The organism is Fictibacillus sp. 18YEL24 (genome assembly GCF_015903855.1).
GTDB classification, from domain to species: Bacteria; Bacillota; Bacilli; order Bacillales; family Fictibacillaceae; genus Fictibacillus; species Fictibacillus phosphorivorans_C.
Window position 1 is genome coordinate 886,222 of the sequence record NZ_JACZDT010000002.1, and the last position, 24,519, is coordinate 910,740.

The following is a 24,519-nucleotide window of genomic DNA, read 5'->3' on the forward strand; positions in this document are numbered from 1 at the left end:
ATGTTTTGGTTTTGCATAAAGCCTCTAATGTTGGTTACAGAGGCTTTTATAATGATTATCAAAAAGTATTCCGGTCAAGGAGTGGAATGCTTTTTTGTATATTTCCATTCACCTCATCTCATATTAAGAAGTAGAAAAGAGGTGTGAGTCGTCATGATGAAATGGTTTAAAAAGAAGCCGAAAGAGCAGAGTCATACAATTGATCTGTCTGACAATACGTATAGCGATATTAGAGAGCTTGTGGATAATGCCAAGGAGTCAGCTGATTTTATCCATTATCCTCAAAAGACGGTCCATCACCATATTTACATTTCTTATTATAAAGCGATGATCGATGGAGAACTGCTTCATCGAGACCTGCTTCCATATTTAATACATAGCAAAGATTTTAAGAACATCAAAGATTTAAAAGATATATTACCGATCGAGAGTGTTACGATCACAAATGATATAAAAGAGATTCAAAATAAGCTATTACGTGGTTTTATCGTTGTTCAACTAGGCGAATACGATGAAGAATGTGCAGTCATTCGTGCCGAGAACTTTGCAACAAACCGTCCAGTATCTGTATCTGAAATTGAGTTCTCCGTAATAGGACCGAAAGAAGCTTTTATTGAGAACTTAGATAGCAATCTGTATTTGATCCGAAGAAGATTGCCCGTTCCTGAACTTCGTTTTAAAGAAGTCGTACTTGGAAAATTTTCCAAGACACGTGTTATCATCGCCTATTTAGATGGGGTTGCTGAAAAAGAGAACCTGAACACTGTGATGCAGCGAATAAAGGATATTGAACTGGAGGTCATTCCAGATAGTTCTTATTTAGAGCAGATCATATCCGATAATACGAAGTCAGTGTTTCCGCAACTCATAACGACTGAACGACCGGACAGGGTTGTAGCGATGTTAAACTATGGCCAAATCGCGATCCTCTCAGAAGGTTCACCACAAGCTCTCTTAGGACCTACGGGCATCTCAGAATACTTTGCATCACCAGAAGATTATTATCTGTCATGGCTCTTAGGTTCATTGTTCCGGTTCATTCGCTTTATTTCAGTTATTTTCTCAACCTTTGCAACACCGCTTTATGTAGCCGTACTAACTTATCATTATCAGATGATACCTAAAGATCTATTAGCACCTTTAATCTCGTCGCGCGTGAACATTCCGTTTCCACCTATATTGGAAGTATTGTTTCTAGAATTGACGATTGAGCTGTTGAGGGAAGCGGGAGCTCGTCTCCCTACGAAAGTTGGTCAAACACTCGGTATCGTTGGAGGTATTGTAATCGGACAGGCATCGGTAGAAGCAGGGCTAACGAGTAACATTCTTTTAATAATCGTATCACTATCTGCACTGGCATCATTTACAACACCGATTTATAAAATGGCGAATACGATTCGAATCCTTCGTTTTCCATTTATCTTTTTTGCCGCACTTTGGGGCGGGGTGGGAATCGTATTGGCGATGTCATTTATTCTTGTCCATCTTTTGCGACTAGAGTCTTTAGGCAGACCTTATCTACAGCCGATTTATCCGCCTCGCTTGTTAGATATGACTGATACCATCTTCCGACTGCCTTACAACCGACTATTAAAGCGTCCGATCTCCTTAGGAACGAATCTGCCATCTAAAGACAAAGTGAAAGAAATGAGAAAGAAAAAGGACATTGACGAATGAAAAAAAAATATAGGCTTTGTATTCTTTTTCTCATCTTTATTCTCGCAGGATGTGTACCAAAAGAGATCATTGATGAAGTCCAGCTTATACATGCGATAGGCTTTGACAAAAAACCAGATGAAAGTATTCAGGGTACCATTACTTATCCAGTGTTTAATATGGATGGTAATGTTCGAGTTGAGACGTTAACAGCAGTATCTCACACGAGTCGGTTTATCCGGTCGAAACTAAATACGCAATCTCCTAAGACACTTACGACAGGACAGCTGCGTGTGGTGTTGTTCAATGACCGCTTTGCAGAAAAAGGAATTATCGAGATCGTAAATTCCCTTTACCGAGACCCTAACGTAGGAAATCGACTTTTTCTGACTGTAGTTAATGGCAGTACGAATGAACTTTTAACGAAGAAGTATACCGCTTCTGCTCTTCCATCCATGTATTTAGCCGATTTGCTCGATCAGAATATTAAGAGTGAGAATTTGCCAAAAACGAATCTGCATGTATTTCTTTATAGCTATTACGGTGAAGGTATGGACCCGTTCTTACCGATCGTAAAAACGCATAAAAAGTCAATTCAGCTAGAAGGAATAGCTCTCTTTAATAAAGATAAGTATGTTGGAAAGCTAAATCACCGCCAATCTTTTGCGTTTAAAGTTCTTCTGGGCGGATCTAAATCAGGTAACTATGAGGTGGAGGTCAAGAAAGAAAAAAGGAAGGGCCATGCGGTTATTCGTAATATTAAAGGAACGACAACCTATGATATAAAAAAAGTGAACGGAGTTCCCCAGTTTAACATAAAGATGAAGATTCTTGGAGAGATTCATGAGTATCCGCATTGGTTAAATCTTGAACAGCCAGCGAACATTGCCCTTATTGAAAAAACGTTGAAGAAACAATTACAAGATGAAGCACAAGGTATTGTGAAGAAGTTTCAAAAATTAAAAGTTGATCCACTGGGCCTAGGAGACCAAGTACGACGAAGAGAAAAAGGTTGGGACTATCAAGTTTTTAAAAAGCAGTATCCTTCTATGAAAATTAAAGTATCAACCGAAGTAGATGTAGTAGAAACAGGAGTTATTGAATAATTTATATAAGCAGCTTTCTGTTTAATATGAAAGCTGTTTTTTTGTATCCTCCTTTCTGCGGACAAAAAAATAAAACCATCGCGAATGTTTATATGGTTATTCCTTTATAGGGATAACGAGTTAAAGGGGGCAATTGATTTGAAGACAACAGATGAGAAAATTAAGATTCGTAATCATTGGTTCAAAATTATTTTAATTAGTTTAATAGCGCTTGTATTCATGTACAAGTTAGTGATTACTGAATTTACGTTTCATTTTTCAGACTTGCTAGCATTTCTTGTAGCTGTTTTTGCGATAGGGATCTGCAGTATGTTTTATGTGAAAGTAAATGAAGCACTTATGGCTTTTGTTTCTGCTGGAAAATCTGTAATACCGATGGCTAATAAAAATCAGTCCGTGTCAGAAGCACAAGAAGATAGAGTAGAAGAAGATTACATACAGGAATACATACAAGATGATGAAATCACATTAACAGAATCTGAAGAAGAAGAGCTTGTTCGTGAATTATTATCTCATGAAGAGCAGATCAAACGAATGAAACAAGTTCAGAATGAAGTTAAAAATCGCTTAGTAATAGAAGACCTTCATGAAGAAGATAAGAAAGATTATATAGACTATTTGCTGCAAAAAGAGAAAGAGATCTTGCTGGCAAAACAAGAGATTATTCGAATCACAACTTTATTAGAACCTTCAGAAGAGCAGGACGATGTAGAAGAAGAGTTTGAACAAGAATATATTGAAGAAGAATACATAGATGAAGAGACAGCTCAGACTGGAAACGCTAAAGATATTGTGCAGTTACTGGGCAAAGAGTTTGTATTAAATGCAAGTCTAGAGCAATTCAATCACAAGATGAGAGAAATTCAACACTCTATCACGATTGAAACGGCCAATCAATTAAAAGAACAGGGACTCATTGATCCATATTTCAATGTCACGCGTAAAGGATTGAAAGAATTTAGACGTGCTGCAAGAAAATTTAGCTACGGGGATGGAGTCAAATTCTTATCAAAAGTCGTGCAGCGTGGTAACCGATAATTTCATTCGAAAGCTAATAGACGCGAGAAACACGTTGTTCTGTTAGCTTTCTTCTATTTAAATTGAGATTTCATTTTATTGTCATTCTTAATTTTTGTTACTTTCCGAATCCCTGATACAATAAGCATAGATTGTTGTGAAGGAGCTTATTTTTATGTTTATTGTTGCTAAGGCTTTATTATATGTATGTTTTGCTTTATTGATGGGTTCTTTTATCTTGTATTCCGTTCCAAGACGAAATCGTCCGGAGATTTTTATATCGAAGAAGTTCATCTTGATTTTAATAGCATTAACACCACTGTTTGGAATTGGAGAACTTGTAAGACTTACGATTCATCTAGGAGAAGATTTCGGATATTGGTTGACGTTCCAGAATATTGTTTTTAGTTTTGAAGTAGGAAAAGGTTGGCTGTTCTTAACCGGAATTTCCGTTCTTTTGTTCTTCATGGTTTTATTTAATGATATAAAAGAAGATCGATTTTTTGCCGGATTAGCCGTCTTTTTGATAGCAGGTATGGGAGTTTCTGTTGGTTATGCGAGTCATGCGGCTAGTTTAGAATCGCTAGGCTTCTTAGCACACTCTTTGCATTTTATAGCTGTAATCACATGGTCAGGGGTGCTTCTCGTAAGTGGTTATTTCAGCAAAGGGGAGGGACCAAGCCTTTCGTTCTACAAATGGTTCACTCCATTGGCAGTTGCCTGTTTAGCAACCGTTATCGGTGCTGGATTGTGGTTGATGAACTATATTGTTCCTGAGTATGTGAACAGTTATTTGTTAGACTATGGACAAGCATTGTTAATCAAACATGTTCTATTATTTATCATCGTGATTTATAGCCTTATCAACGGAATTTGGCTTAAAAAAAGATTAAAGAAAGGTATGACTGGATTAGCGCTTAACAAATGGATAAAAACAGAAGGAATCTTCTTGTTTCTTGCTTTTGTAGCAACAGCGTTGATGACTCAGCAAACTCCACCTCATGATGTAGCGGATACGTTAAAGATGGAGGATCCTTCTAAGCTGTTTACTTTTTCCACTGGTTTAATTCCTGGCGATAATCCGATGCTGTCAATTAGCTTCTCGATAATGAGTCTTGTTTGGCTGGCATTTGCTCTAGTACTTGTCTTATCTATGTTTGTCACGATAAAGCGAGACAAAAGTATGGTACTTGCAGTCGTCGCTTCTATCCTAGCGGCGAGCGCCATTTATTTAGCTATCATGTCTTCCGTTTCACTTTAAGAGTTCTAAAATAATCTAGGGGGTATTTAACCGTGGATGATAAGTTACAGCAGCAACTGGACGGTTTAATAGAGAAATACGCTGAGCTTCTTTTGGGAACATCAGATTCAAAACATAAAGAAATGATAAAGTCGTATGCTCTATATTCGTTTATCGCTAAAAGTATGCCGCCATTAGTTAAGCATTGGAACGAAGAGTACCCAGATGCTAAGGATGCCATGAAAAATCTTGTTCAAGAGATTAAAGAATTGAATGAAAAGCACCGAAATCAAAAGAAATAAATAAGATGTAGCATGAGACAGTCATATAGACTGTCTTTTTGATTGCAAGCTATTCATTTTCTGCTACTATCGGTGATATGAAGGTAGTTACAGGTGGTGAGAGGACGTTTTTAGGTGGAACGGAAGGTGTTGGCGGTGAAACATTGTATTGTATCGGTGAAACTGAGCCATTTACCAGTGAACGTGTAAGAAATATAAAAACACATACCGTAAACATCAGACCATATCAGTAGGCATGTTAAAACCACTATTTACATGAAAAATATTTTTAATATTGCAAAATCGACAATATTCGCAAAAAAAATGATATATTTAAAGCGGTTACAACAGAGAAAGAATTTAACCAATCTTATTTTATATTTTAAGGGTATTAGGGGGTAATTGGATTGGAACAACTTATGCGCAATTTTTTCTTATTTCTTGCTAAAAATAAATCGTTAACCAACCTTGCTAAAAGATACGGTCTACGTTTCGGAGCAGGTCGTTTTGTGGCAGGTGCTACACTTGATAGTTCTATATCTGCTATCAAACGTTTGAACGAAAAGGGAATGCCAGTTACGATCGATCATCTGGGTGAGTTTGTCGATAACGAACGCGAAGCAGCCGAAATGACTCAGCATTGTATAGATGCAATAAAAGCTATCAGCAAAGAAAAGCTGGATTCACAGCTTTCTTTAAAAATGACTTCCATGGGGCTAGACATTAGTGACGAACTTGTGTTGAGTAACATGAGAAAGATAATGGATGCAGCAACAAAACATAACGTTTTCATTACGATTGATATGGAAGACTATTCTCGTTGCGAAAAAACGCTTGAAATCTTCAAGATGCTAAAAAGTGAATATGATAACATTTCAACAGTTATCCAAGCTTATTTGTATCGCTCACTAGAAGATGTTCAAACGTTAGACGAATATCATCCGAACTTGCGATTAGTAAAAGGTGCTTACAAAGAACCGCAAACTGTCGCATACCCGGAAAAGAGCGATGTTGATAATAACTTTAAAAAGCTGATCGAAACTCATCTTTTAAACGGAAACTATACAGCGATTGCAACACATGATGATGAGATCATTCAATATACTAAAGACCTGGTTGAAAAACACAAGATTCCATATGATCAATTTGAGTTTCAGATGTTGTACGGAATTCGTGTAGAACGACAAGATCAGCTGATGCAAGAAGGCTATAAGATGCGAATCTATGTACCATACGGAAACGACTGGTATGGTTACTTCATGAGACGTCTTGCTGAACGTCCGGCAAACGTTGTGTTCGTATTAAAAGGTGTGTTTGGAAAATAAATAGTAGTATGCAAGAGGAGTCTGTCTTAAACACAGGCTCCTCTTTTTTATAGGTTGTTTTCTAAAGATTGTGCTTTTAATCCTTCTTTGACTGTTGATTGTATTGGAAGCGGCTCACCGCTCGCCCCGCTGAAAGCGAGCATCTGGAACGTAATCAATTACTTTCAAATGCAACAATGAATACGAAAGCCGTCTTTTTAAACGAAGAACTTTGGCGACAATCCTTTAAATAAACCATAGGCATCACACCTGCATAAGATGGAAATAAAAGTTTACAAAAGAAAAAAACCTCAACTATTGCTAAAATTCAGAATATATTTTATATTGGATATAGGGTAACAAATTTTTTTATGGATAAAAAATGAATGAGTATTCATTCAATAAAGGAGGAAGACCATCTTGTCTCGTGAAATCCGTAAAGCTGCCGTACTGGGTTCTGGTGTAATGGGATCAGGCATAGCCGCTCATCTAGCAAACGTCGGAATACCAACATTACTATTGGATATTGTACCGCCTTCTTTAAGTGAAGAGGAAAAAGCAAAAGGGATCACTGAAGATCATCCTGCATTCCGCAACAAATTCACTCTATTTGCAACACAAAAACTATTAAAGCAAAAGCCCGCTCCACTTGCCGTGAAAGAAAATCTCGAATTAATCTCAATCGGTAACCTTACCGATGATCTTGAAAAATTAAAAGATGTAGACTGGATCATTGAGGTAGTTGTTGAACGCTTAGATGTGAAACAAAAACTTTTTGAAAAAGTAGATCAATATAGAAAACCTGGAAGCATCATCACTTCAAACACATCCGGCATCTCAATTCGTGCTATGGCTGAAGGACGTTCTGAAGATTTTAAAGCAAACTTTTTAGGAACGCACTTTTTCAATCCACCACGATACTTAAAGCTTCTTGAAATCATCCCTACAGAGGACACGAAACCAGAAGTTGTTCAATTCATGCGCAGCTTTGGTGAGAACGTGCTTGGTAAAGGTGTAGTTGAAGCAAAAGATACGCCTAACTTTATCGCGAACCGCATCGGAACATATGGACTGATGATCACGATGCAAGAGATGATGAAACAAGGTTACAGTGTAGGTGAAGTAGACTCTGTTACGGGTCCATTAATCGGCCGTCCAAAATCTGCAACGTTTAGAACACTTGATGTTGTAGGGCTGGATACTTTCCTTCATGTTGCTAGAAATGTTTATGAGCAAGTTGACGGAAAAGAAAAAGAAGTGTTTGAGATACCTGATTTCTTAAACGAGATGGTGGACAAAGGATGGACTGGAAGCAAGACAGGTCAAGGCTTCTATCTGAAACAAAGAAGTAAAGCAGGCAGTGAAATCTTAGAGCTCGATCCAGCTACATTGGAATATAAACCGCGCTCCAAAATGAAAACAGCTACACTCGAAGCTGCAAAACAGATGAAGACAACAAACCAAAAAGTGAAAGCGCTTTTATATAGTGATGACCGTGCAGGAAAATTGTTATGGGACATTATTAAACCGGTTCTATTATATTCTGCAGAAAAATGTTATGAAATTGCTGATGACCTTGTCGCGATCGACCAAGCGATGAAATGGGGATTTGGATGGGAGCATGGTCCATTTGAGATTTGGGATGCGATCGGCGTACCTGAATCTGTAGAACGAATGAAATCTGAAGGAGAGACAATTCCTGGTTGGGTAGAAGAACTTCTTCAATCCGAGAAAAACTCTTTCTATACAAAAACAGAAGGTGATCGCTCTTATTATCACCACGGAAGCTATCTTCCTGTGGAAGAGAACAAAAAAGTTGTTCATTTGAGCCGTTTAAAAGAAAAAGGCAATGTGATCACAAAGAATGGTGGAGCAACACTAATCGATCTTGGTGATGATGTTGCGGGTCTTGAGTTCAATTCTCCAAATAATGCGATCGGACCTGAAATTATTATGATGCTTCATCAGGCGATCGATGAAGTAGAAAAGAATTATAAAGGGTTAGTGATTGGTAACCAAGGCAAGAACTTCTGTGTTGGTGCCAACTTGATGCTTATCCTCATGGAAGCACAAGATGACAATTTCTTTGAACTCGACATGATGGTTCGTCAGTTCCAGCAAGCGATGGCAAGAGTTCGCTATAGTGCAAAACCTGTCGTTGCGGCTAACTTCGGAATGACGCTAGGTGGCGGAGTTGAAGTATCACTTCCTGCAGCAAGACTTCAAATGTCATCTGAAACGTATATGGGGCTTGTTGAAACGGGAGTTGGCTTAATTCCAGGTGGTGGCGGAAACAAAGAGCTTTACCTTCGTTTATTAGAGCAGCTGCCAGAAGGTGCAAAGGGAGATCTGCAAAAAGTTGCGAACCAAGCTTTTGAAACGATTGCGATGGCTAAAGTTTCAACTTCCGCTCAAGAAGCACGTAAGCTAGGATTCTTACGAAATGAAGATAGCATCTCCGTAAATGGCGATCATCTCTTGCATGATGCTAAAACACAAGTGCTGGCGTTAGAAAGTGTTGGTTATACACCGCCTGTAAGAAAGAAGATTCCAGTGGTTGGTGAAGCAGGATATGCGACACTTGCACTAGGAGCACAGACGATGCACTTCAGCCAATACATTTCAGAGCACGATCTAAAGATCGCAAAGAAACTAGCCTTTGTTTTAGCTGGAGGAAGGGTGCCAGAAGGAACTTTGGTAGACGAACAATACTTACTAGATTTGGAGAGAGAAGCGTTCCTAAGTCTTGCTGGAGAACCAAAAAGCCAGGCAAGAATGCAGCACATGCTTGTTAAAGGCAAGCCGCTAAGAAACTAAGGGGGGAAGAACTCAATGTTAAAAGAGGCAGTAATAGTAGCAGGTGCTAGAACAGCAGTCGGTAAAGCGAAAAAAGGTTCTTTTGCACATATGAGACCAGACGAACTAGCAGCGGTAACCATTAAAGAAACGTTGAAACGTGCAGGTGATTATAACGGAGAGATTGATGATTTGATCATCGGATGTGCTGTTCCTGAAGCAGAACAAGGGATGAACATGGCTCGTTTGATCGGTGCTAGAGCAGGTTTACCTGAAACTGTACCAGCGATCACAATCAACCGTTTTTGTTCATCTGGTTTGCAAAGTATTGCGTATGGTGCAGAAAAAATCATGCTTGGTGCAGCGGAAGCCATTCTTGCAGGCGGAGCAGAATCGATGAGCCTTGTTCCTGTAGTAGGTCATGTTGTAAAACCTAACCCTTACTTAGTTGAAACGGTGCCGCAATATTACATGGGAATGGGTCATACAGCAGAAGAAGTAGCGAGACGCTTCGGTATCTCAAGACAAGATCAAGACGAATTTGCTGTAAGAAGTCATCAAAAAGCTGCAGCGGCGATTAAAGACGGCAAATTTAACGACGAGATCGTTCCTGTACATGTGATGAAACGCTGGTTAGATGAACAATCAAAGCTGGTGGAAAAAGAGATTGCTGTGTCTGTTGATGAAGGTGTACGTGCTGGAACAACCGTTGATGTACTTAGTAAACTTCGTCCGGCATTTACACCAACAGGTTCTGTGACAGCAGGTAACTCTTCACAAACAAGTGATGGCGCTGCAACGGTTCTTGTTATGAACAGAGAAAAAGCAGAAGCTGAAGGTTTAACGCCATTATTGAAATTCCGTTCTTTTGCAGTGGCTGGTGTAGCTCCAGACATTATGGGAGTAGGTCCTGTAGCAGCTATTCCGAAAGCATTGAAAATGGCTGGGCTAGAAATTTCAGACATCGGCTTGTTCGAGTTGAACGAAGCATTCGCTTCCCAGAGTGTTCAAGTCATTCGTGAACTGAACCTTCCAGAAGACAAAGTAAACGTGAATGGTGGTGCTATTGCACTTGGTCACCCGCTAGGTTGTTCTGGAACAAAACTTACATTAACTCTTTTACACGAGATGAAGCGTCGTAACGAACAGTTCGGAGTAGTAACGATGTGTATCGGCGGTGGAATGGGAGCAGCAGGCGTATTTGAACTAGTAGGATAACGAGGAGGAGAAAGCATGTCGAATACAGCAGAAAAACAAATCATTGGTGGAAGCTTTTTAATAGAAGACATTTCCGCAGCAGATATTTATACACCTGAGGATTTTTCAGAAGAACACTTGATGATCGCAAAAACAACGGAAGATTTCGTTGTGAAAGAAGTTGTACCTCAACTTGAAAAGATGGAAGATCATGATTTTACCGTTTCCAGAAAGTTATTAACAAAAGCGGGAGAACTAGGACTTTTAGGAGCAGATGTACCTGAAGAGTATGGCGGCTTAGGTCTAGATAAAATTTCTTCTTCACTTATCACAGAAAAATTCGCTCGCGGGCGCGGTTTCTCAATCAGTTACGGAGCGCATGTAGGAATCGGCTCACTTCCTATCGTTCTTTTTGGAAATGAAGAGCAAAAGAAAAAATACTTACCTGAACTTGCAACAGGTGAAAAGATCGCAGCTTACGCATTAACTGAGCCAGGTTCTGGATCAGATGCACTTGGCGCAAGAACGACAGCAAAACTTAACGCTGAAGGCACTCATTACGTATTGAACGGTGAGAAGCAATGGATCACAAACTCTGCATTCGCTGACGTTTTCGTAGTATATGCAAAGATCGATGGTGAACAGTTCACAGCCTTCATCGTTGAAAGAGATTATAAAGGCGTTTCCACAGGACCAGAAGAGAAGAAGATGGGAATCAAAAGTTCTTCCACACGTACTCTTATCCTAGAAGATGTAGAAGTACCAAAGGAAAATCTTCTATGGGAAGCAGGAAAAGGGCATCTGATCGCCTTTAATATCCTGAACATCGGTCGTTACAAGCTCGCATTAGGATGTGTAGGTGCGGCAAAACGCGCATTCGAAGTCTCTGTAAAATACGCGAACGAGCGTCAACAGTTCAAGCGTAAGATCAGTTCTTTTAGCCTCATTCAAGAAAAGCTTGCGAACATGGCTGTTCAAACGTATGCAGCTGAAAGTTCTGTATACCGCACAGTAGGTCTTTTTGAAAACCGTCTAGGCGCTCTATCTGAAGAAAAACAAAAAGATGGTCGTGAATTAGCAAAGGCAATCGCAGAGTATGCGATCGAATGTTCACTGAACAAAGTGTCAGCTTCAGAAGTGTTGGACTATGTAGTAGACGAAGGCGTTCAAATCCATGGTGGATACGGCTTTATGTCTGAATATGAGATCGAAGGTGCATACCGCGATTCTCGTATCAACCGTATCTTTGAAGGAACGAACGAGATCAACCGTTTGTTAGTACCAGGAACACTTGTAAAAAAAGCGATGAAAAACGAATTGCCACTTATTCAAAAAGCAACTCAGCTTCAACAAGAGCTTATGATGCTAATGCCTGTGGAAGTAGGTACGGAAAGCTTGGATCAAGAAAAATATCTAGTGTCTATGGCTAAGAAGATTTTCTTGATGACAGCAGGATTAACGGTTCAAAAGTTTGGACCTAAGTTAGAGCAAGAGCAAGAAGTATTATCAAACTTAGCCGATATCATTAGTGAAGTGTACAACATGGAATCTGTTCTCTTACGTACGGAAAAAGCTATCGAAAGATCTGGAGCTGAAAAGGCAAAACAAAAACTTCTATACACAGAAGTATATTGTCAAGAGGCGTTCAACCGCATCGAAGCTCACGCAAAAGAATCTATCATTGCTGTTGAAGAAGGCGACATGCTCCGCATGATGTTGTCCGCGTTAAAGAAACTGACGCGTCACACACCTATTAATGTGATTAAGAAGAAGCGCGAACTCGCGGTTCAGCTTCTTGAAGAAGAACGCTATATCGTTTAATTGATCGGTATTTATTTACGCTAACCTTCAAAATATCTTATCTTTCCCTCCTGCATTTTGTAGGAGGGCTTTTTTGTTAATAACAGGCTTGTGTTGTAGTTGATTTACGTTTGAGGTACTCGCTTCAAGTGGATCAGGCAATCCACAAATTTATGAAGTTTATCCACGAATTTTAGCTTCCAATCCAAAAGTTTTGGTAGTTTATCCGCGAGTCTACAATCTTCGACAATTGCCAACTCTGATTATACCCTCTGTCCATAAAAAGGGAGCAACCTAAAACAGGATCTCGTTTTCAACATCTGATAAAACAAATTAACAACGTGCAGAATTTCTTGTTTTATTGGTAACACTAGTTTGTGGTACTATGAGAAGGGGTGATATAATGCTACTGAAAGTGTATGAATATCCAAAATGCTCAACTTGCCAAAAAGCAAAAAAATGGCTAAAAGAAAACGATGTAGCCTTTGAGCCTATACATATTGTGGAGAACCCGCCTTCTGCTGATGAACTGAAGAAATTGATCGATCTTAGTGGTTTAGAGATCAAAAAATTCTTTAATACGAGCGGCATGAAGTATCGTGAGTTGGGTATGAAAGAGAAGATGAAAACAGCTACAGAAGAAGAGCTGCTTGAAATCTTAGCCAGTGATGGCATGCTGATCAAAAGGCCGATCGCGACAAACGGCAAAGAGGTTACAGTGGGATTTAAAGAAGAGCAGTTCGAAAACACATGGAAAAAATAACATTGTTACTGACTATAATAAATTAATTATTGTAGTTATTATAAAACCAAGAAAAGCTGGAGGGATTACACATGGAATTTCCAAAAGAATTACGCTATTCAGAAGAGCATGAGTGGACAAAAACAGAAGAAGGCAATAAAGTTCGTATCGGTATTACAGCATTTGCTCAAGACGAACTAGGAGATATCGTGTTCGTTGAACTTCCTGAAGTAGGAGACGAACTTACTGCGGACGAGCCTTTCGGAAGCGTAGAATCGGTTAAGACTGTATCTGAATTGTATGCGCCTGTTTCTGGAAAAGTTGTAGAAGTAAATGCAGACCTTGATGATAGCCCTGAACTTGTTAACGAGTCTCCATATGAAAAAGCTTGGATGGTTGTTGTAGAACTTTCAGATGCTTCTGAGGTTGAAAAGTTAATGACTGCAGAGCAGTACGAAGAATTAATTAAAGAAGATTAATGAAATCAATCCCTTCAGGAAAGAATAGACATACTGCTATTCTTTTTTGGAGGGATTTTTATGAACCAAGATAGACGAGATGTTACATCAAGGGTTTTTGGTAAAATGAAGGGCGGATCTATGTCCCTTTATTTGGATAAGGATGAAATTGGACAGATCCGCTTTACAAACCAAGGAAACATGTATGAGATGGCTGAGGGTTTTGAATTTGATGCTGACAAGATTTATAAACGTGAAAAGCCTGTAGAATTACCGAATCCTACAAAGTATGTGGATGAATGTGATAAAGGTTGGTGCTAAATGCAGCACAATGAGGATGATGTCAACGAGATACTTTGGCAATCATCCTCTTTTTCATATTAATTTAGTTTGTTTCGTTCAGCACTGCCGCCTTTCGATCCGATCTTTTGATAGAAACTTTTATCCTGATTTTGGGAAGTAGCCGTACCCCCTTTTTTACCGATTTCTTGATAAAACGTCTTATTATGTGTGTTAGAGGTAGAACTGCCACCTTTTCTACCGATTTCTTGGAAGAAAGTTGTGCTATGTTTTTTTGATGTGGAGGTACCGCCCTTTTTTCCAATCTGTTGATAGAATTCTTTCCCGCGTGATTTGGCTGTTTTTTCTCCGCCTAATCTGCCTGCATCAGCTCGGCTCATTTTAGGTTCTGTTTTTGCCATGAGATGACTCCTCCAATATTCGTTTTATGTCTCCTGAATTCCCTTTATTAACAAGGTGTCAAACGCGATTGGGGAGAATTAGTACAAAACGCATACATCAAATACAAATAGGTAGGAAAATAGGAAAAAGGGGTATAGTAATAAAGAACATCTCTTGCAGGATTTTAATAAAATAAAGCAAATATATAATCTAAGCGATGCATTCATTTTATAGTCTTCAAAGTATAGGAGAGATGAGTAATGAATGAAATCAAAAACAAAGTAATCATTGTCGAAGGTAAATCAGATAAGGATAAGTTAGCTGCAATCCTGGATGAACCGGTTGAAATTATTTGTACGAATGGAACTTTAGGTTTGGATAAATTAGAAGAGTTGGCATTAGCCATTGAAGATCGGGATGTTTATATCCTGGTTGACGCAGATGATGCTGGTCATAAACTAAGAAAGCAACTGCAACGTGAATTACCGAATGCGGAGCATTTATATATTAATAAGATGTACAGAGAAGTTGCAAAAACACCTCTGATGTACCTAGCAAAGGTATTGGTAGGTGCACACTTTAATATTCAAAAGAATTGTTTAGGATAAGCCATGAAAAAAAATTGGTACAGTCTTCTAACTGCCTTTTGCTTGATTAGTGGTTGTAGTCCTTTAAATAAAGATGAAATAAATACATCTTCCAAAGATGTTATTAGCACAAAGTTAAATATCCCTTGGCAGATAAACAGTACCCCAAAACAAATGTGGATCAGTGAACGAACTGGGGGGCTTGTTTTATTAGGCTCGAATCAAAAAAAGACCTCTTATTCCCCAATATTTTCTGAAGCTTTGGCTGATGGTGGGGAAGGAGGTTTTCTTGGCTTTCTTTTAGACCGAAATTACGAAAACAATAAAATAGCTTACGGATATTACACGTATGAAAAGTCGGGTCGTTTAGTAAATCGAGTGGTTGAGATGCGTTTTGAGAATGATGAATGGAAAGAGAGCAGAATCCTTCTTGATGATATTCCTGGTGGCTACACACACAATGGTGGAAGAATGGAGTGGGGACCAGATCAAAAGCTTTATATAACAACGGGAGATAGCGGAGATGAGGATCTCTCTCAAAGTTTAGAAAGCCTGGCTGGGAAAATTCTAAGAATCAATAAAGATGGTTCTGTTCCAGAAGATAATCCATTCTATCCTTCTCCGATCTATACATACGGTCATCGTAATCCACAAGGAATGACATGGGATGAAAAAGGCACGATGTTTGCTGCGGAACATGGATCATCAAACTATGATGAGATCAATAAAATTCAGCCGGGAAAAAATTATGGATGGCCGCTTATTCGCGGAGATGAAGAGAAGGATGGCTTAGAATCACCATGGGTTCACTCGGGAAATGATACGTGGGCACCTTCTGGCATCGACTATAATAATGGGTACCTATATGTGGCAGCTCTTAGAGGAGAAAAAGTTATGAAGGTAAGTACTTCCTCGAAAAAGATAACCTCAATTGTTTCCAATGAAGGACGGATTCGTGATATCCTTATTGATGAAAACAAAATGTTTGTTGTAACGAACAACAAAGATGGAAGAGGGCAACCATCAAGTGAAGACGATGTGTTGCTAACTGTATCACTAGAAAAAAAGTAATGGAGTAATACCATGAAAGAAATCACTCGGAAAAATTGGGAAACCGTTATCGAACAGTCGCTGCAAAATCCATATTTTTTGTATCTTGAAACTCCGCTTTGCGGAACTTGTAAGATGGGGAAGAAAATGTTTGAGGTTGCAGTCGAAACGATACGCGTTCAAAAAGACGAAAATATAGCGGTAGGTGTTAGCAATATTAATGAGATGCCAGAGCTTGCTGCCAAATATGGAGTAACCAGCGTTCCATGTTTACTCATTCTTTCAAGAGGAATTGCTATTGATCGTATTTATGCGCTTCAATCTGCGGGAAATATCTACAAATCCATGTTAAAACTAGTGGAAAAGGAATATAAAGGGTAAATAAAATGTGGGATCCACCCCACATTTATTAATTTATCGCCTAATTCTACAAAAATTTATGTTTTTCGGGGGTTAATCCTAAAGAAAAATATGGGAATTTAATGTCGCGAACATGTCCTTTTGTAACAATTATGGGTGTGTTTTTTTATTTTAAAATAACGCTGATGACTTTGATATAGGGGTTTTTAAGGGGTATAGGTGAATTATCAGTTTGTTTTGCCAATTCAGTACTTTAACGATAACGTCACAAATGTTACGGGTGTTGTAATATTGTTATAGAACTGTATCCTACAAATGTCAAAAGTCATGGTATAAATGAATAGGAGAGCTTGTTTGCATGTTTGCTCCCTAGCTTATTGTGGTAAATAAGAATGATTTTATTTTTAAAATAAAAATATACGATGCACTAATAATCGAAACAAAATGCAAAGCAATTTTTAAACCGAGGTGATTGATAATCATGGCATCTTTAAATTTAAATGCAGTATTCCCGATTGCAAAAAATAAATTATCGAGCAATAAATTAACAAGCATTGAAGATAAAGTTCTAACGATTCAAGAAAAAGACGATGAGAAACTTAGAAATGAACTTATTGGTGATTACCAACCATTCATTAAAAAAGTAACTTCTAAAGTGTGCAGTCAATATATAGATCGTACGATGGACGAGTTTAGTGTAGGTCTTTTTGCTTTCAACGAAGCGATTGATCAATACCAAGAAGGGCAAGGCAGCCGTTTCTTGTCTTTTGCTGATATGGTTATTAGACGCAGAGTCATCGATTATATCCGTAAAGAAGTCCGTCAGAACAGACTGATCTTTCTACAACCGGATGAAGAGGATGAAGAAGGCCGTTTAGAAGAAAGTTACGCAGAGCAAAAAGCTGCAATGGATCATTTTGAAGACCAGATTCAAGTTGAGAATCGTGTTTATGAGATCGAAGAGTACCAAAAGTTATTAAAGACTTTCGGATTAAATTTTAAAGTTCTAAGTAAACACTGTCCAAAACATGTAGATGCACGTGAAAATGCGAAAGAGATTGCTCGTCTTTTAGCTGAGAATGAAGAACTTGCCGCGTTCTTAAAAGAAAAAAAGCAATTACCAATAAAAGATTTATTAAATATGGTATCCTGTAGTCGTAAAACCATAGAGAGAAATCGAAAGTATATAATAGCAGTTTCACTTATATATTTAGGCGATTTTCAAGCGCTGAAATCATACATTCAGCCATAAGGTGAGGTAAATAAGGTTACTTGGCAAGGGAATGGGATGTTCTCTTGCCTGTAATTTATACTGATCCTGCTACATGCGGGAGGGATACCATTGAAGAACGGCAGCGGCATCGTTATTGAAGTTCAGAATAAAAAAGCAACTCTTCTTATGAAGGACGGAACCTTCGTTACAGTAAGAGTACCAGCAGGAAAAAGACCTCTTGTAGGAAATGAGTACCAGGCTTCTTATTTTTCAAGCAAAAAAAGAAGTCTTTTTGTGTTGCCATCCATTTCGTTTTCAGTCGCAGTATTAATTGCCTTTCTTTTTCTTTCAGGTCTAATGCATAATAGCAGTCATTCTGCTGCGGCTGCTTATGTTAGTTTTGATATCAATCCCAGCCTTGAGGTTGGCGTTGATGATGAAATGAGAGTCGTTGAAATGGATGCTTTTAACGATGAAGCAAAACAGATCATAAAGAAATATAATTTTTCTACTGATGATCGTATGCCGTTTGAAGTATTTGCAGATCAACTGATCAAAGCCTATCAGACAGAAGGATATATGGAAGAGAATCAATCCATGCTGATAACTACTGTTACTGATAAAACAAGTGATAATAAAACAAAGCAGGAACTAGATCATGCGTTGAATTCTATCGTTAAGAAAGCGGTTGTTCAGTATCCTGTAGCCATTACTGTTTCTGAAACAAACGAAGAAGTACGAGATAAAGCCAAACAATTAGGTGTATCATCTGGTAAATATACAGCCTTCCAAGAAGCAACAAAGAACGATAAACACCTTAAAGAAGAAAGAATTAAAGAAGTGAAATTTCAAGAACTCAAAGTGAATGCGACTTCTTCTAAGGACATTAAATCCGTTCCACATCCTCGGAAAATAAAGGTTGCACCACATGAGGTCAAGGCTAAGCCTGTAAATAATCACGGGAAAAAATTAGATAACCGCAGCTCGGCTAATCCACCTCAAGAAAACTTTGTTAAGCCTAAAAAGCATTTGAATGATAAACATAATAATGAAGCGCGAGAAAAAAGAAATAAGGTTATTAAGAAAAAAGAACATAAGCAACAAAAAGAGCAAAGGGTAGAACCGAAGACGATGAAGGAACCTGTCAGGCCTCAAGAAAAGGATAGGAAGTCTAACCATCCAAAAGAACACAAAAAAGAAAACAAAATACAAGATCAGAATCACAATAGAGACCAAAATCACAATAAAGATCAGAACCACAACAGAGAAAAGAACGAATATGATCGTAAGCAAGATAATCAGAGACACCAATGGGATAATGAAAGACATCATAAAGATGATCAAAGACATTCCAAGAAAAAGCATGATGAGAAGCAAGAAAAGAAACATATGCACTAATTATGAAATAACCTGTCGTAAAAGCAGTTACGATTTATTGTAGCTGTCGAAGGGTTTATAAAGGTATATGAATATTCCTCTAGAATCGGTGAAGTAACAACCAATTCGGGGGGATTTTTAATGTTGGATATTCGTTACTTCGAAAGTCAAATCGCCAAAAGTCCATATCTTTCTCTTTATAATATTCCTGTTAAGCCTAGCTTTAAGTGTAAGGACGAGACCACGCTGAAAATTGAATATAGAGAAGGAGAGAGGAACAGAACAGTAACGTTTACAGGGAATCCGAAATATCTATCCATGCTGCTTGAAGGAAAAATGAAGCTAAGCACATTATTGAGACAAGAGATGATCGAGTTTCAAGGTACACTAAGACAACGCTTAAAATGGGAAGCCATTTTTTACTTGAGTTCCCATTGGGAAGAGATCTCTGCGGGCGTATTAGTTCGAACTGCTAAAAATATTTGACACGAATCGACAAGGATGATAATATTCTTCACAGTGATTCAAATAAGCATCGCTTTAACTTAATAAAGTAACACTTTTTTACTTATCACGAGAGGTGGAGGGACTGGCCCTATGAAACCCGGCAACCGCTAGATCATTGCATTCTTATGAATGATGAACTAGAAAGGTGCCAATTCCTGCAAGGCTTTAAGTAGTCTTGGGAGATGAGGAGAACGTGCATAGAATATAATATGCCTTTCTGCTCATATTGAAGCAGAGAGGCATTTTTTGTTTGGTTGTTTTTAAAAGAATTCCTTTTGGGTATTCTCTACATCATCTTTGAAAAGCTGATTGTAGTGTAAGGTGCGAGACTCCTGGGGGATCAGCGGGACAGGTGAGACACCTAAAGAGCGAAGCACAGTGTGGCTCACCGCACGCCCCCCGGAAAGCGAGTGACCTGAAACGGAAATCAGCCACTTCAAGAACAACTCTGATTACTAGAAAGAAAGCATTATTTTAGATAAGAAATGAGGTAAGAATCTTGATTAATTTACAGTCAGTCCGAAAAGTCTTTCAAACCAAAGATGGTGAAGTAAAGGCTGTTGATACGGTAGATTTAAACATAAAGCAAGGAGAAATATACGGAATCATCGGTTATAGTGGTGCAGGTAAAAGCACACTGATTCGAATCCTTAACATGCTAGAGCGTCCGACTAGCGGTACGGTTACGATCGGCGGCAAAAACATGTCTGAACTGTCACCGAAAAAATTAAGAGAGGCAAGACAAGAAATCTCAATGATCTTTCAACACTTTAACTTGTTATGGTCTCGCACAGTTAGAGAAAACATTGCGTTTCCTCTTGAAATAGCGGGTTATCCAAAAGCTAAGATCAAACAACGCGTTGATGAGTTGATCGACCTTGTTGGATTGGAAGGTCGTGGTGGTTCCTATCCGTCACAGCTAAGTGGTGGACAAAAGCAGCGTGTAGGTATTGCGCGTGCCCTTGCTAATGAGCCGAAAGTACTCTTATGTGATGAAGCAACTTCAGCACTCGATCCTAAAACAACCGACAGCATCCTGGATCTGCTGGTTGAGATCAATCAAAAGTTAGATCTGACAATCGTTCTTATTACACATGAGATGCACGTGATCAGAAAAATCTGTCACCGTGTTGCTGTAATGGAACAGGGGAGAGTCGTAGAAGAAGGCGATGTATTAAATGTCTTCAAGAACCCGACAGAACCAATCACGAAGGATTTTGTGAAACAAGTAACAGAACCTGAAGAAACAGTAGATACGATTAAACAATTCATTTCTGAATTTCCTGAGGGACGAATCGTTCAGCTGACTTTTATAGGTGGACGAGCAGGTCAACCATTAATTACGGAACTGATTCGTAAGTATGAAGTGGATGTTAATATTCTTCAAGGAAAGATTACACAAACTCAGAATGGACCTTACGGGACGTTGTTTATTCAGATAAAAGGTACAGAATCTGCACTAGCTCGTGCTATGGAGTTCTTAAACAGTGTGCAGGTTGAAGTAGAGGTGATTCATAATGCTTAGTACATGGTTCCCAAACGTACAGTGGGACGTTCTATTAGAAGCGACAAAAGAAACATTGTATATGTCTGCTATCTCAGTAGTCATTACATTTTTTCTAGGGCTAGCCCTTGGTTTGGCGTTATTTTTAACGTCTCCTGGAAACCTGTGGGGAAATAAGTTCTTAAATAGTGTCATTGCCATAATCGTTAACGTATTTCGATCGATTCCGTTTATTATCTTGATCATCTTATTGATTCCATTTACACGCTTGATCGTAGGAACGATGTTAGGCGCTGAAGCAGCTCTACCTGCTCTTATAGTAGGTGCTGCACCATTTTATGCACGTATGGTAGAGATCGCTTTGAGAGAGATTAATAAAGGGGTAATCGAAGCAGCGAAATCAATGGGTGCTACAAACGCTCAGATTATCTTTAAAGTTCTTATTCCAGAAAGTACGCCGGCTCTTGTTTCAGGAATTACTGTTACTGCCATCGCACTAGTCAGTTATACGGCAATGGCTGGAGTTGTTGGTGCTGGAGGCTTAGGAAACTTGGCTTACATGGAAGGTTATCAAAGAGACAACGCGGATGTTACGTTGATTTCTACAGCACTCATCTTAGTTATCGTCTTTGTCATCCAGTGGATCGGTGATCGAATCACAACTTCGTTAGATAAGAGATAATTGTTTTTAACATCAAGGAGGAAGTTCATATGAAAAAAGTATTATCTGTTCTTTTATTAACCGTTCTTGTTGCAGCACTTGCTGCTTGCGGAAACAAAACAGAAGGCGGAATCAGCGACGAGAAGATCGTAGTAGGTGCATCGAACGTACCACATGCTGAAATCCTAGAAGAAGCAAAACCTCTTTTGAAAGAAAAAGGAATTGAACTTGAGATTAAAACGTTTCAAGATTATGTATTGCCGAACAAATCTTTAGATGAAAAAGAAATCGGTGCCAACTACTTTCAGCACGTTCCATATCTAGAGTCTCAAATGAAAGACCATGGATACAAATTCGAGAACGCGGGTGGCATCCACCTTGAGCCGATTGGTATCTATTCTAAAAAATACAAATCACTGGATGAACTGCCTGAAGGCGCAACGATCATCATGTCTAACTCTGTAGCAGATCACGGCCGTATGCTTGGCTTACTTGAAAAAGAAGGCTTGATCAAAGTGAAAGAAGGTGCCGGAGCAGAGGCACAGATTAAAGATGTTGTTGAAAATCCTAAGAAGCTTAAATTTAAAGCAGACGTTGATGCTGGGATGCTTCCAAAAGCATATAAGAACGGTGAAGGCGATGCGGTTCTAATCAACACAAACTACGCTATCGATGCTGGATTAAATCCTCAAAAAGATGCGATCGCATTAGAAGGATCTGACTCTCCATTCGTAAACATTATCGCAGTACGTGAAGGAGATAAAGACAAGAAATCTGTTAAAGCGCTAGTAGAAGCTCTTCGTTCCAAAGAGATTCAAGATTTCATCAAGAAGAAATATGAAGGTGCGGTTGTGCCGGTAACGAAATAATTCTTTAAGAGAACTGACTTTGATGTTAAAGTCAGTTCTTTTTTTGAGTAAATATTGATCAACAAAACTTTATAGTCCTTCAAACTAACTTATAGACCATGCAATTCCTTTTCTAGACCTTTAAACTTTATTTATAGGCGTACAAATTTTTTTATAGTCCTTTAAAATCACTTATAGGCTTTTCGACAAAAAACTTACGAATGTTTATTACATAACCGGCTTCTGAATAACTCATACTAAACCTGTTTACTATTTTGACAGGAGTGAATGAAATGAAACAAGAAGAGCAGCCGTTACCAGGATCGAACTCAACGCAATATCACCTAATCCGCTATAAAGAAGGTTTAGGGAAATATAATGAGAATATGCCCGAACTTACCCATGCTTATAATGAATTTACCCGCCATTGTTTTAAAGAGGGCGAGATTTCAGAGAAGTATAAGCAGTTGATCGCGTTAGGTATCAGCATCTATTCGCAAGATGAGTACTGCATCATCTATCATACAAAAGGATGTTTAGATCAAGGGTGTTCAGAAAATGAAATTCTTGAGGCTATAGGAGTTTCTGCTGCATTTGGTGGTGGAGCCGCTATGAGTCAAGGTGTAACCCTCGTTCAAGAGTGCATTAAGGAACTAAATAAACCTCGTCATTAATGGAATGTCTAATTTCCACACTTTTCATGTTTTGAAATCATCCTAAGAAGGTAATGGAAGTAATGTAGCGCATTTAGCAGGATAACATAGAATGTCACATCTGTTTTCAATAGGAATCATTATGCACGTGTATGCAGGGTGAATTCACTCGGATAACGGATTGAGCAAAATATGTGTTGCTGATACGCTAACATTAGTAAATAACTTTAACTTTGAAAGGATTGATTCATTATCCACCCCATTAAAGTAAAACATACGTCCGAGATGGAAAAAGCAATGCACCAGTCACATGGCTGTGGTTTTGCAGAGTATGAGAGGGATTTGGAAAAAAGGTTAGACGTTGAGAAGGTCCGAGATAAGGAATACAAAAAAGGATTAGAAATAGCGGCAGATGCAAATAGAAACCATACGCCGTAACATATGAACTTAAAATTACAAAAGGCTGATTCATAAGGTGGTTTACTGCCTCATGAGTCAGCCTTTTTTCAAATACGAAGACTGATGATCAGATATTATGACAACAATGGAAAAGTAAACAGCTCGTTCCCTTGAACATACATTTCATTTGTTATAAGATTAGAATGAGAATAAATTGAGAATGGCTATTTTGTGCCTTTTATCAAAATCTTGAGAATGATTTCTTAATGGAGGTTGTATTATGTCAGCACCTAATTTAAAGATTGAAGATCTTCGTGTGTCTATTGAAGATAAAGAGATTATTAAAGGTTTAGATCTCGAAATAAATGGTGGAGAAATCCATGCGATCATGGGACCTAACGGAACAGGAAAGTCTACTCTTTCTGCAGCGTTAATGGGACACCCGAAATATGAAGTAACTTCTGGTAAAGTTACGTTCAACGGAGAAGATCTTTTAGATATGGAAGTTGATGAGCGTGCGCAAGCTGGTCTTTTCTTAGCTATGCAGTACCCATCAGAAGTAAGCGGTATTACGAACGCTGACTTCCTACGTTCTGCTATCAATGCTAAGCGTGAAGAAGGCGACGAAATTTCTCTAATGAAATTTATCCGTGAGTTAGATAAAAAGATGGATCATCTTGAGATGGACAATGCGTTCGCTCACCGTTACTTAAACGAAGGGTTCTCAGGTGGAGAAAAGAAACGTAATGAGATCCTGCAAATGATGATGCTTGAGCCTAAATTAGCAATCCTTGATGAGATCGATTCAGGACTTGATATCGATGCTCTTAAAGTAGTTGCAAAAGGTGTTAACGAAATGCGCAACCCTGATTTCGGTTGCTTAATCATCACTCACTACCAGCGTTTATTGAATTACATCACTCCAGATAAAGTACACGTGATGATGCAAGGACGTATTGTAAAATCTGGCGGCCCTGAATTAGCTCAACGTCTAGAAGCTGAAGGGTATGACTGGATTAAAGAAGAGTTAGGAATTAAAGACGAAACTGTTGGTCAAGAAGCGTAAGCATTAAGGGGGACTA

Annotated in this window: 26 protein-coding genes and 1 riboswitch; of the genes, 25 read left to right on the forward strand and 1 reads right to left on the reverse strand. The window is 38.7% G+C overall.

The annotated features are described in order from the left end of the window. Positions 1–153 precede the first annotated feature (153 nt). The 13 genes from HU823_RS09700 (at position 154) to HU823_RS09760 (ending at position 13,918) form a co-directional block, all read left to right on the forward strand. Entirely contained in the window at positions 154–1,677 is a 1,524-nt protein-coding gene (locus tag HU823_RS09700; RefSeq protein WP_231607357.1) for a spore germination protein, read from the forward strand. Beyond that, entirely contained in the window at positions 1,674–2,762 is a 1,089-nt protein-coding gene (locus HU823_RS09705; protein WP_197221968.1) for a Ger(x)C family spore germination protein, read from the forward strand. The genes HU823_RS09700 and HU823_RS09705 overlap by 4 nt, the downstream gene beginning before the upstream one ends. A 138-nt stretch (positions 2,763–2,900) precedes the next feature. Continuing rightward, positions 2,901–3,800 carry a hypothetical protein gene (locus HU823_RS09710; RefSeq protein WP_144698232.1) on the forward strand — a complete coding sequence of 300 codons (900 nt, stop codon included), beginning with the start codon at positions 2,901–2,903 and terminating at the stop codon, positions 3,798–3,800. Between the two features lie 154 nt (positions 3,801–3,954). Further along, positions 3,955–5,040, forward strand: coding sequence for a copper resistance D family protein (locus tag HU823_RS09715; RefSeq protein WP_197221969.1), 1,086 nt, complete (start codon positions 3,955–3,957; stop codon positions 5,038–5,040). 32 nt (positions 5,041–5,072) lie between these two features. Further along, positions 5,073–5,321: a DUF2573 family protein gene (locus HU823_RS09720; RefSeq protein ID WP_197221970.1), complete on the forward strand. Its 249-nt coding sequence runs from the start codon at positions 5,073–5,075 to the stop codon at positions 5,319–5,321. 38 nt (positions 5,322–5,359) lie between these two features. Then, a complete protein-coding gene (locus tag HU823_RS09725; RefSeq protein ID WP_197221971.1) occupies positions 5,360–5,554 on the forward strand; it encodes a hypothetical protein in 195 nt (64 codons plus the stop codon). A 153-nt stretch (positions 5,555–5,707) separates the two neighbouring features. Further along, positions 5,708–6,625: a proline dehydrogenase family protein gene (locus tag HU823_RS09730; RefSeq protein ID WP_144698238.1), complete on the forward strand. Its 918-nt coding sequence runs from the start codon at positions 5,708–5,710 to the stop codon at positions 6,623–6,625. A 399-nt stretch (positions 6,626–7,024) separates the two neighbouring features. Continuing rightward, entirely contained in the window at positions 7,025–9,421 is a 2,397-nt protein-coding gene (locus HU823_RS09735; RefSeq protein ID WP_197221972.1) for a 3-hydroxyacyl-CoA dehydrogenase/enoyl-CoA hydratase family protein, read from the forward strand. A gap of 15 nt (positions 9,422–9,436) precedes the next feature. Further along, positions 9,437–10,618, forward strand: a complete 1,182-nt coding sequence (locus tag HU823_RS09740; RefSeq protein WP_197221973.1) for an acetyl-CoA C-acetyltransferase — start codon at positions 9,437–9,439, stop codon at positions 10,616–10,618. 15 nt (positions 10,619–10,633) lie between these two features. Beyond that, complete coding sequence (locus HU823_RS09745; protein ID WP_144698245.1) at positions 10,634–12,418, forward strand: acyl-CoA dehydrogenase family protein; 1,785 nt, start codon at positions 10,634–10,636, stop codon at positions 12,416–12,418. Positions 12,419–12,800: 382 nt separating this feature from the next. Beyond that, entirely contained in the window at positions 12,801–13,160 is a 360-nt protein-coding gene (locus HU823_RS09750) for an arsenate reductase family protein (RefSeq protein ID WP_144698247.1), read from the forward strand. A 71-nt stretch (positions 13,161–13,231) separates the two neighbouring features. After that, positions 13,232–13,618, forward strand: a complete 387-nt coding sequence (gcvH, locus tag HU823_RS09755) for a glycine cleavage system protein GcvH (protein ID WP_066397386.1) — start codon at positions 13,232–13,234, stop codon at positions 13,616–13,618. A 60-nt stretch (positions 13,619–13,678) separates the two neighbouring features. Next, positions 13,679–13,918: a YusG family protein gene (locus HU823_RS09760; RefSeq protein WP_191752160.1), complete on the forward strand. Its 240-nt coding sequence runs from the start codon at positions 13,679–13,681 to the stop codon at positions 13,916–13,918. A gap of 59 nt (positions 13,919–13,977) precedes the next feature. On the opposite strand, the gene HU823_RS09765 is transcribed toward HU823_RS09760, so the two are convergent. After that, positions 13,978–14,298 (reverse strand): general stress protein, encoded by a 321-nt coding sequence (locus HU823_RS09765; protein ID WP_137791763.1) that lies wholly within the window; start codon positions 14,296–14,298, stop codon positions 13,978–13,980. Between the two features lie 240 nt (positions 14,299–14,538). Here HU823_RS09765 and HU823_RS09770 point away from each other — a divergent pair, with 240 nt between their 5' ends. From HU823_RS09770 to sufC, 12 genes are all read left to right on the forward strand, one after another. Next, entirely contained in the window at positions 14,539–14,886 is a 348-nt protein-coding gene (locus HU823_RS09770) for a toprim domain-containing protein (protein ID WP_066397377.1), read from the forward strand. 3 nt (positions 14,887–14,889) lie between these two features. Next, entirely contained in the window at positions 14,890–15,936 is a 1,047-nt protein-coding gene (locus HU823_RS09775) for a PQQ-dependent sugar dehydrogenase (protein WP_197221974.1), read from the forward strand. Positions 15,937–15,948: 12 nt separating this feature from the next. Next, positions 15,949–16,296: a thioredoxin family protein gene (locus tag HU823_RS09780; protein WP_197221975.1), complete on the forward strand. Its 348-nt coding sequence runs from the start codon at positions 15,949–15,951 to the stop codon at positions 16,294–16,296. A 460-nt stretch (positions 16,297–16,756) separates the two neighbouring features. Beyond that, the gene (gene sigI, locus HU823_RS09785; protein ID WP_144698255.1) at positions 16,757–17,527 is read left to right on the forward strand and encodes an RNA polymerase sigma-I factor; all 771 of its coding nucleotides are present in this window, start codon (positions 16,757–16,759) and stop codon (positions 17,525–17,527) included. A 90-nt stretch (positions 17,528–17,617) separates the two neighbouring features. Next, complete coding sequence (locus tag HU823_RS09790) at positions 17,618–18,886, forward strand: anti-sigma-I factor RsgI family protein (protein WP_197221976.1); 1,269 nt, start codon at positions 17,618–17,620, stop codon at positions 18,884–18,886. Positions 18,887–19,006: 120 nt separating this feature from the next. Beyond that, positions 19,007–19,351 carry a hypothetical protein gene (locus HU823_RS09795; protein ID WP_197221977.1) on the forward strand — a complete coding sequence of 115 codons (345 nt, stop codon included), beginning with the start codon at positions 19,007–19,009 and terminating at the stop codon, positions 19,349–19,351. 79 nt (positions 19,352–19,430) lie between these two features. After that, positions 19,431–19,561: riboswitch (SAM riboswitch) on the forward strand. Between the two features lie 310 nt (positions 19,562–19,871). Then, positions 19,872–20,897 (forward strand): methionine ABC transporter ATP-binding protein, encoded by a 1,026-nt coding sequence (locus HU823_RS09800; RefSeq protein WP_144698261.1) that lies wholly within the window; start codon positions 19,872–19,874, stop codon positions 20,895–20,897. Next, complete coding sequence (locus HU823_RS09805) at positions 20,890–21,558, forward strand: methionine ABC transporter permease (RefSeq protein ID WP_137791770.1); 669 nt, start codon at positions 20,890–20,892, stop codon at positions 21,556–21,558. The genes HU823_RS09800 and HU823_RS09805 overlap by 8 nt, the downstream gene beginning before the upstream one ends. Positions 21,559–21,587: 29 nt before the next feature. Continuing rightward, the gene (locus tag HU823_RS09810) at positions 21,588–22,406 is read left to right on the forward strand and encodes a MetQ/NlpA family ABC transporter substrate-binding protein (protein ID WP_197221978.1); all 819 of its coding nucleotides are present in this window, start codon (positions 21,588–21,590) and stop codon (positions 22,404–22,406) included. 272 nt (positions 22,407–22,678) lie between these two features. Next, complete coding sequence (locus HU823_RS09815; protein ID WP_144698265.1) at positions 22,679–23,059, forward strand: carboxymuconolactone decarboxylase family protein; 381 nt, start codon at positions 22,679–22,681, stop codon at positions 23,057–23,059. Between the two features lie 276 nt (positions 23,060–23,335). After that, positions 23,336–23,476 carry a hypothetical protein gene (locus tag HU823_RS09820; RefSeq protein ID WP_186320635.1) on the forward strand — a complete coding sequence of 47 codons (141 nt, stop codon included), beginning with the start codon at positions 23,336–23,338 and terminating at the stop codon, positions 23,474–23,476. 241 nt (positions 23,477–23,717) lie between these two features. Further along, positions 23,718–24,503, forward strand: coding sequence for a Fe-S cluster assembly ATPase SufC (sufC, locus tag HU823_RS09825; RefSeq protein WP_137791773.1), 786 nt, complete (start codon positions 23,718–23,720; stop codon positions 24,501–24,503). Positions 24,504–24,519: the final 16 nt, after the last annotated feature.

Bases quoted from the DNA above. Each gene is read 5' to 3' on its own strand.
- HU823_RS09700 (WP_231607357.1), top strand. From the start codon at position 154: ATGATGAAATGGTTTAAAAAGAAGCCGAAAGAGCAGAGTCATACAATT.
- HU823_RS09705 (WP_197221968.1), top strand. From the start codon at position 1,674: ATGAAAAAAAAATATAGGCTTTGTATTCTTTTTCTCATCTTTATTCTC.
- HU823_RS09715 (WP_197221969.1), top strand. From the start codon at position 3,955: ATGTTTATTGTTGCTAAGGCTTTATTATATGTATGTTTTGCTTTATTG.
- HU823_RS09740 (WP_197221973.1), top strand. From the start codon at position 9,437: ATGTTAAAAGAGGCAGTAATAGTAGCAGGTGCTAGAACAGCAGTCGGT.
- HU823_RS09745 (WP_144698245.1), top strand. From the start codon at position 10,634: ATGTCGAATACAGCAGAAAAACAAATCATTGGTGGAAGCTTTTTAATA.
- HU823_RS09750 (WP_144698247.1), top strand. From the start codon at position 12,801: ATGCTACTGAAAGTGTATGAATATCCAAAATGCTCAACTTGCCAAAAA.
- gcvH (WP_066397386.1), top strand. From the start codon at position 13,232: ATGGAATTTCCAAAAGAATTACGCTATTCAGAAGAGCATGAGTGGACA.
- HU823_RS09760 (WP_191752160.1), top strand. From the start codon at position 13,679: ATGAACCAAGATAGACGAGATGTTACATCAAGGGTTTTTGGTAAAATG.
- HU823_RS09765 (WP_137791763.1), bottom strand. From the start codon at position 14,298: ATGGCAAAAACAGAACCTAAAATGAGCCGAGCTGATGCAGGCAGATTA.
- HU823_RS09770 (WP_066397377.1), top strand. From the start codon at position 14,539: ATGAATGAAATCAAAAACAAAGTAATCATTGTCGAAGGTAAATCAGAT.
- HU823_RS09775 (WP_197221974.1), top strand. From the start codon at position 14,890: ATGAAAAAAAATTGGTACAGTCTTCTAACTGCCTTTTGCTTGATTAGT.
- HU823_RS09780 (WP_197221975.1), top strand. From the start codon at position 15,949: ATGAAAGAAATCACTCGGAAAAATTGGGAAACCGTTATCGAACAGTCG.
- sigI (WP_144698255.1), top strand. From the start codon at position 16,757: ATGGCATCTTTAAATTTAAATGCAGTATTCCCGATTGCAAAAAATAAA.
- HU823_RS09795 (WP_197221977.1), top strand. From the start codon at position 19,007: ATGTTGGATATTCGTTACTTCGAAAGTCAAATCGCCAAAAGTCCATAT.
- HU823_RS09805 (WP_137791770.1), top strand. From the start codon at position 20,890: ATGCTTAGTACATGGTTCCCAAACGTACAGTGGGACGTTCTATTAGAA.
- HU823_RS09810 (WP_197221978.1), top strand. From the start codon at position 21,588: ATGAAAAAAGTATTATCTGTTCTTTTATTAACCGTTCTTGTTGCAGCA.
- HU823_RS09815 (WP_144698265.1), top strand. From the start codon at position 22,679: ATGAAACAAGAAGAGCAGCCGTTACCAGGATCGAACTCAACGCAATAT.
- HU823_RS09820 (WP_186320635.1), top strand. From the start codon at position 23,336: ATGCACCAGTCACATGGCTGTGGTTTTGCAGAGTATGAGAGGGATTTG.
- sufC (WP_137791773.1), top strand. From the start codon at position 23,718: ATGTCAGCACCTAATTTAAAGATTGAAGATCTTCGTGTGTCTATTGAA.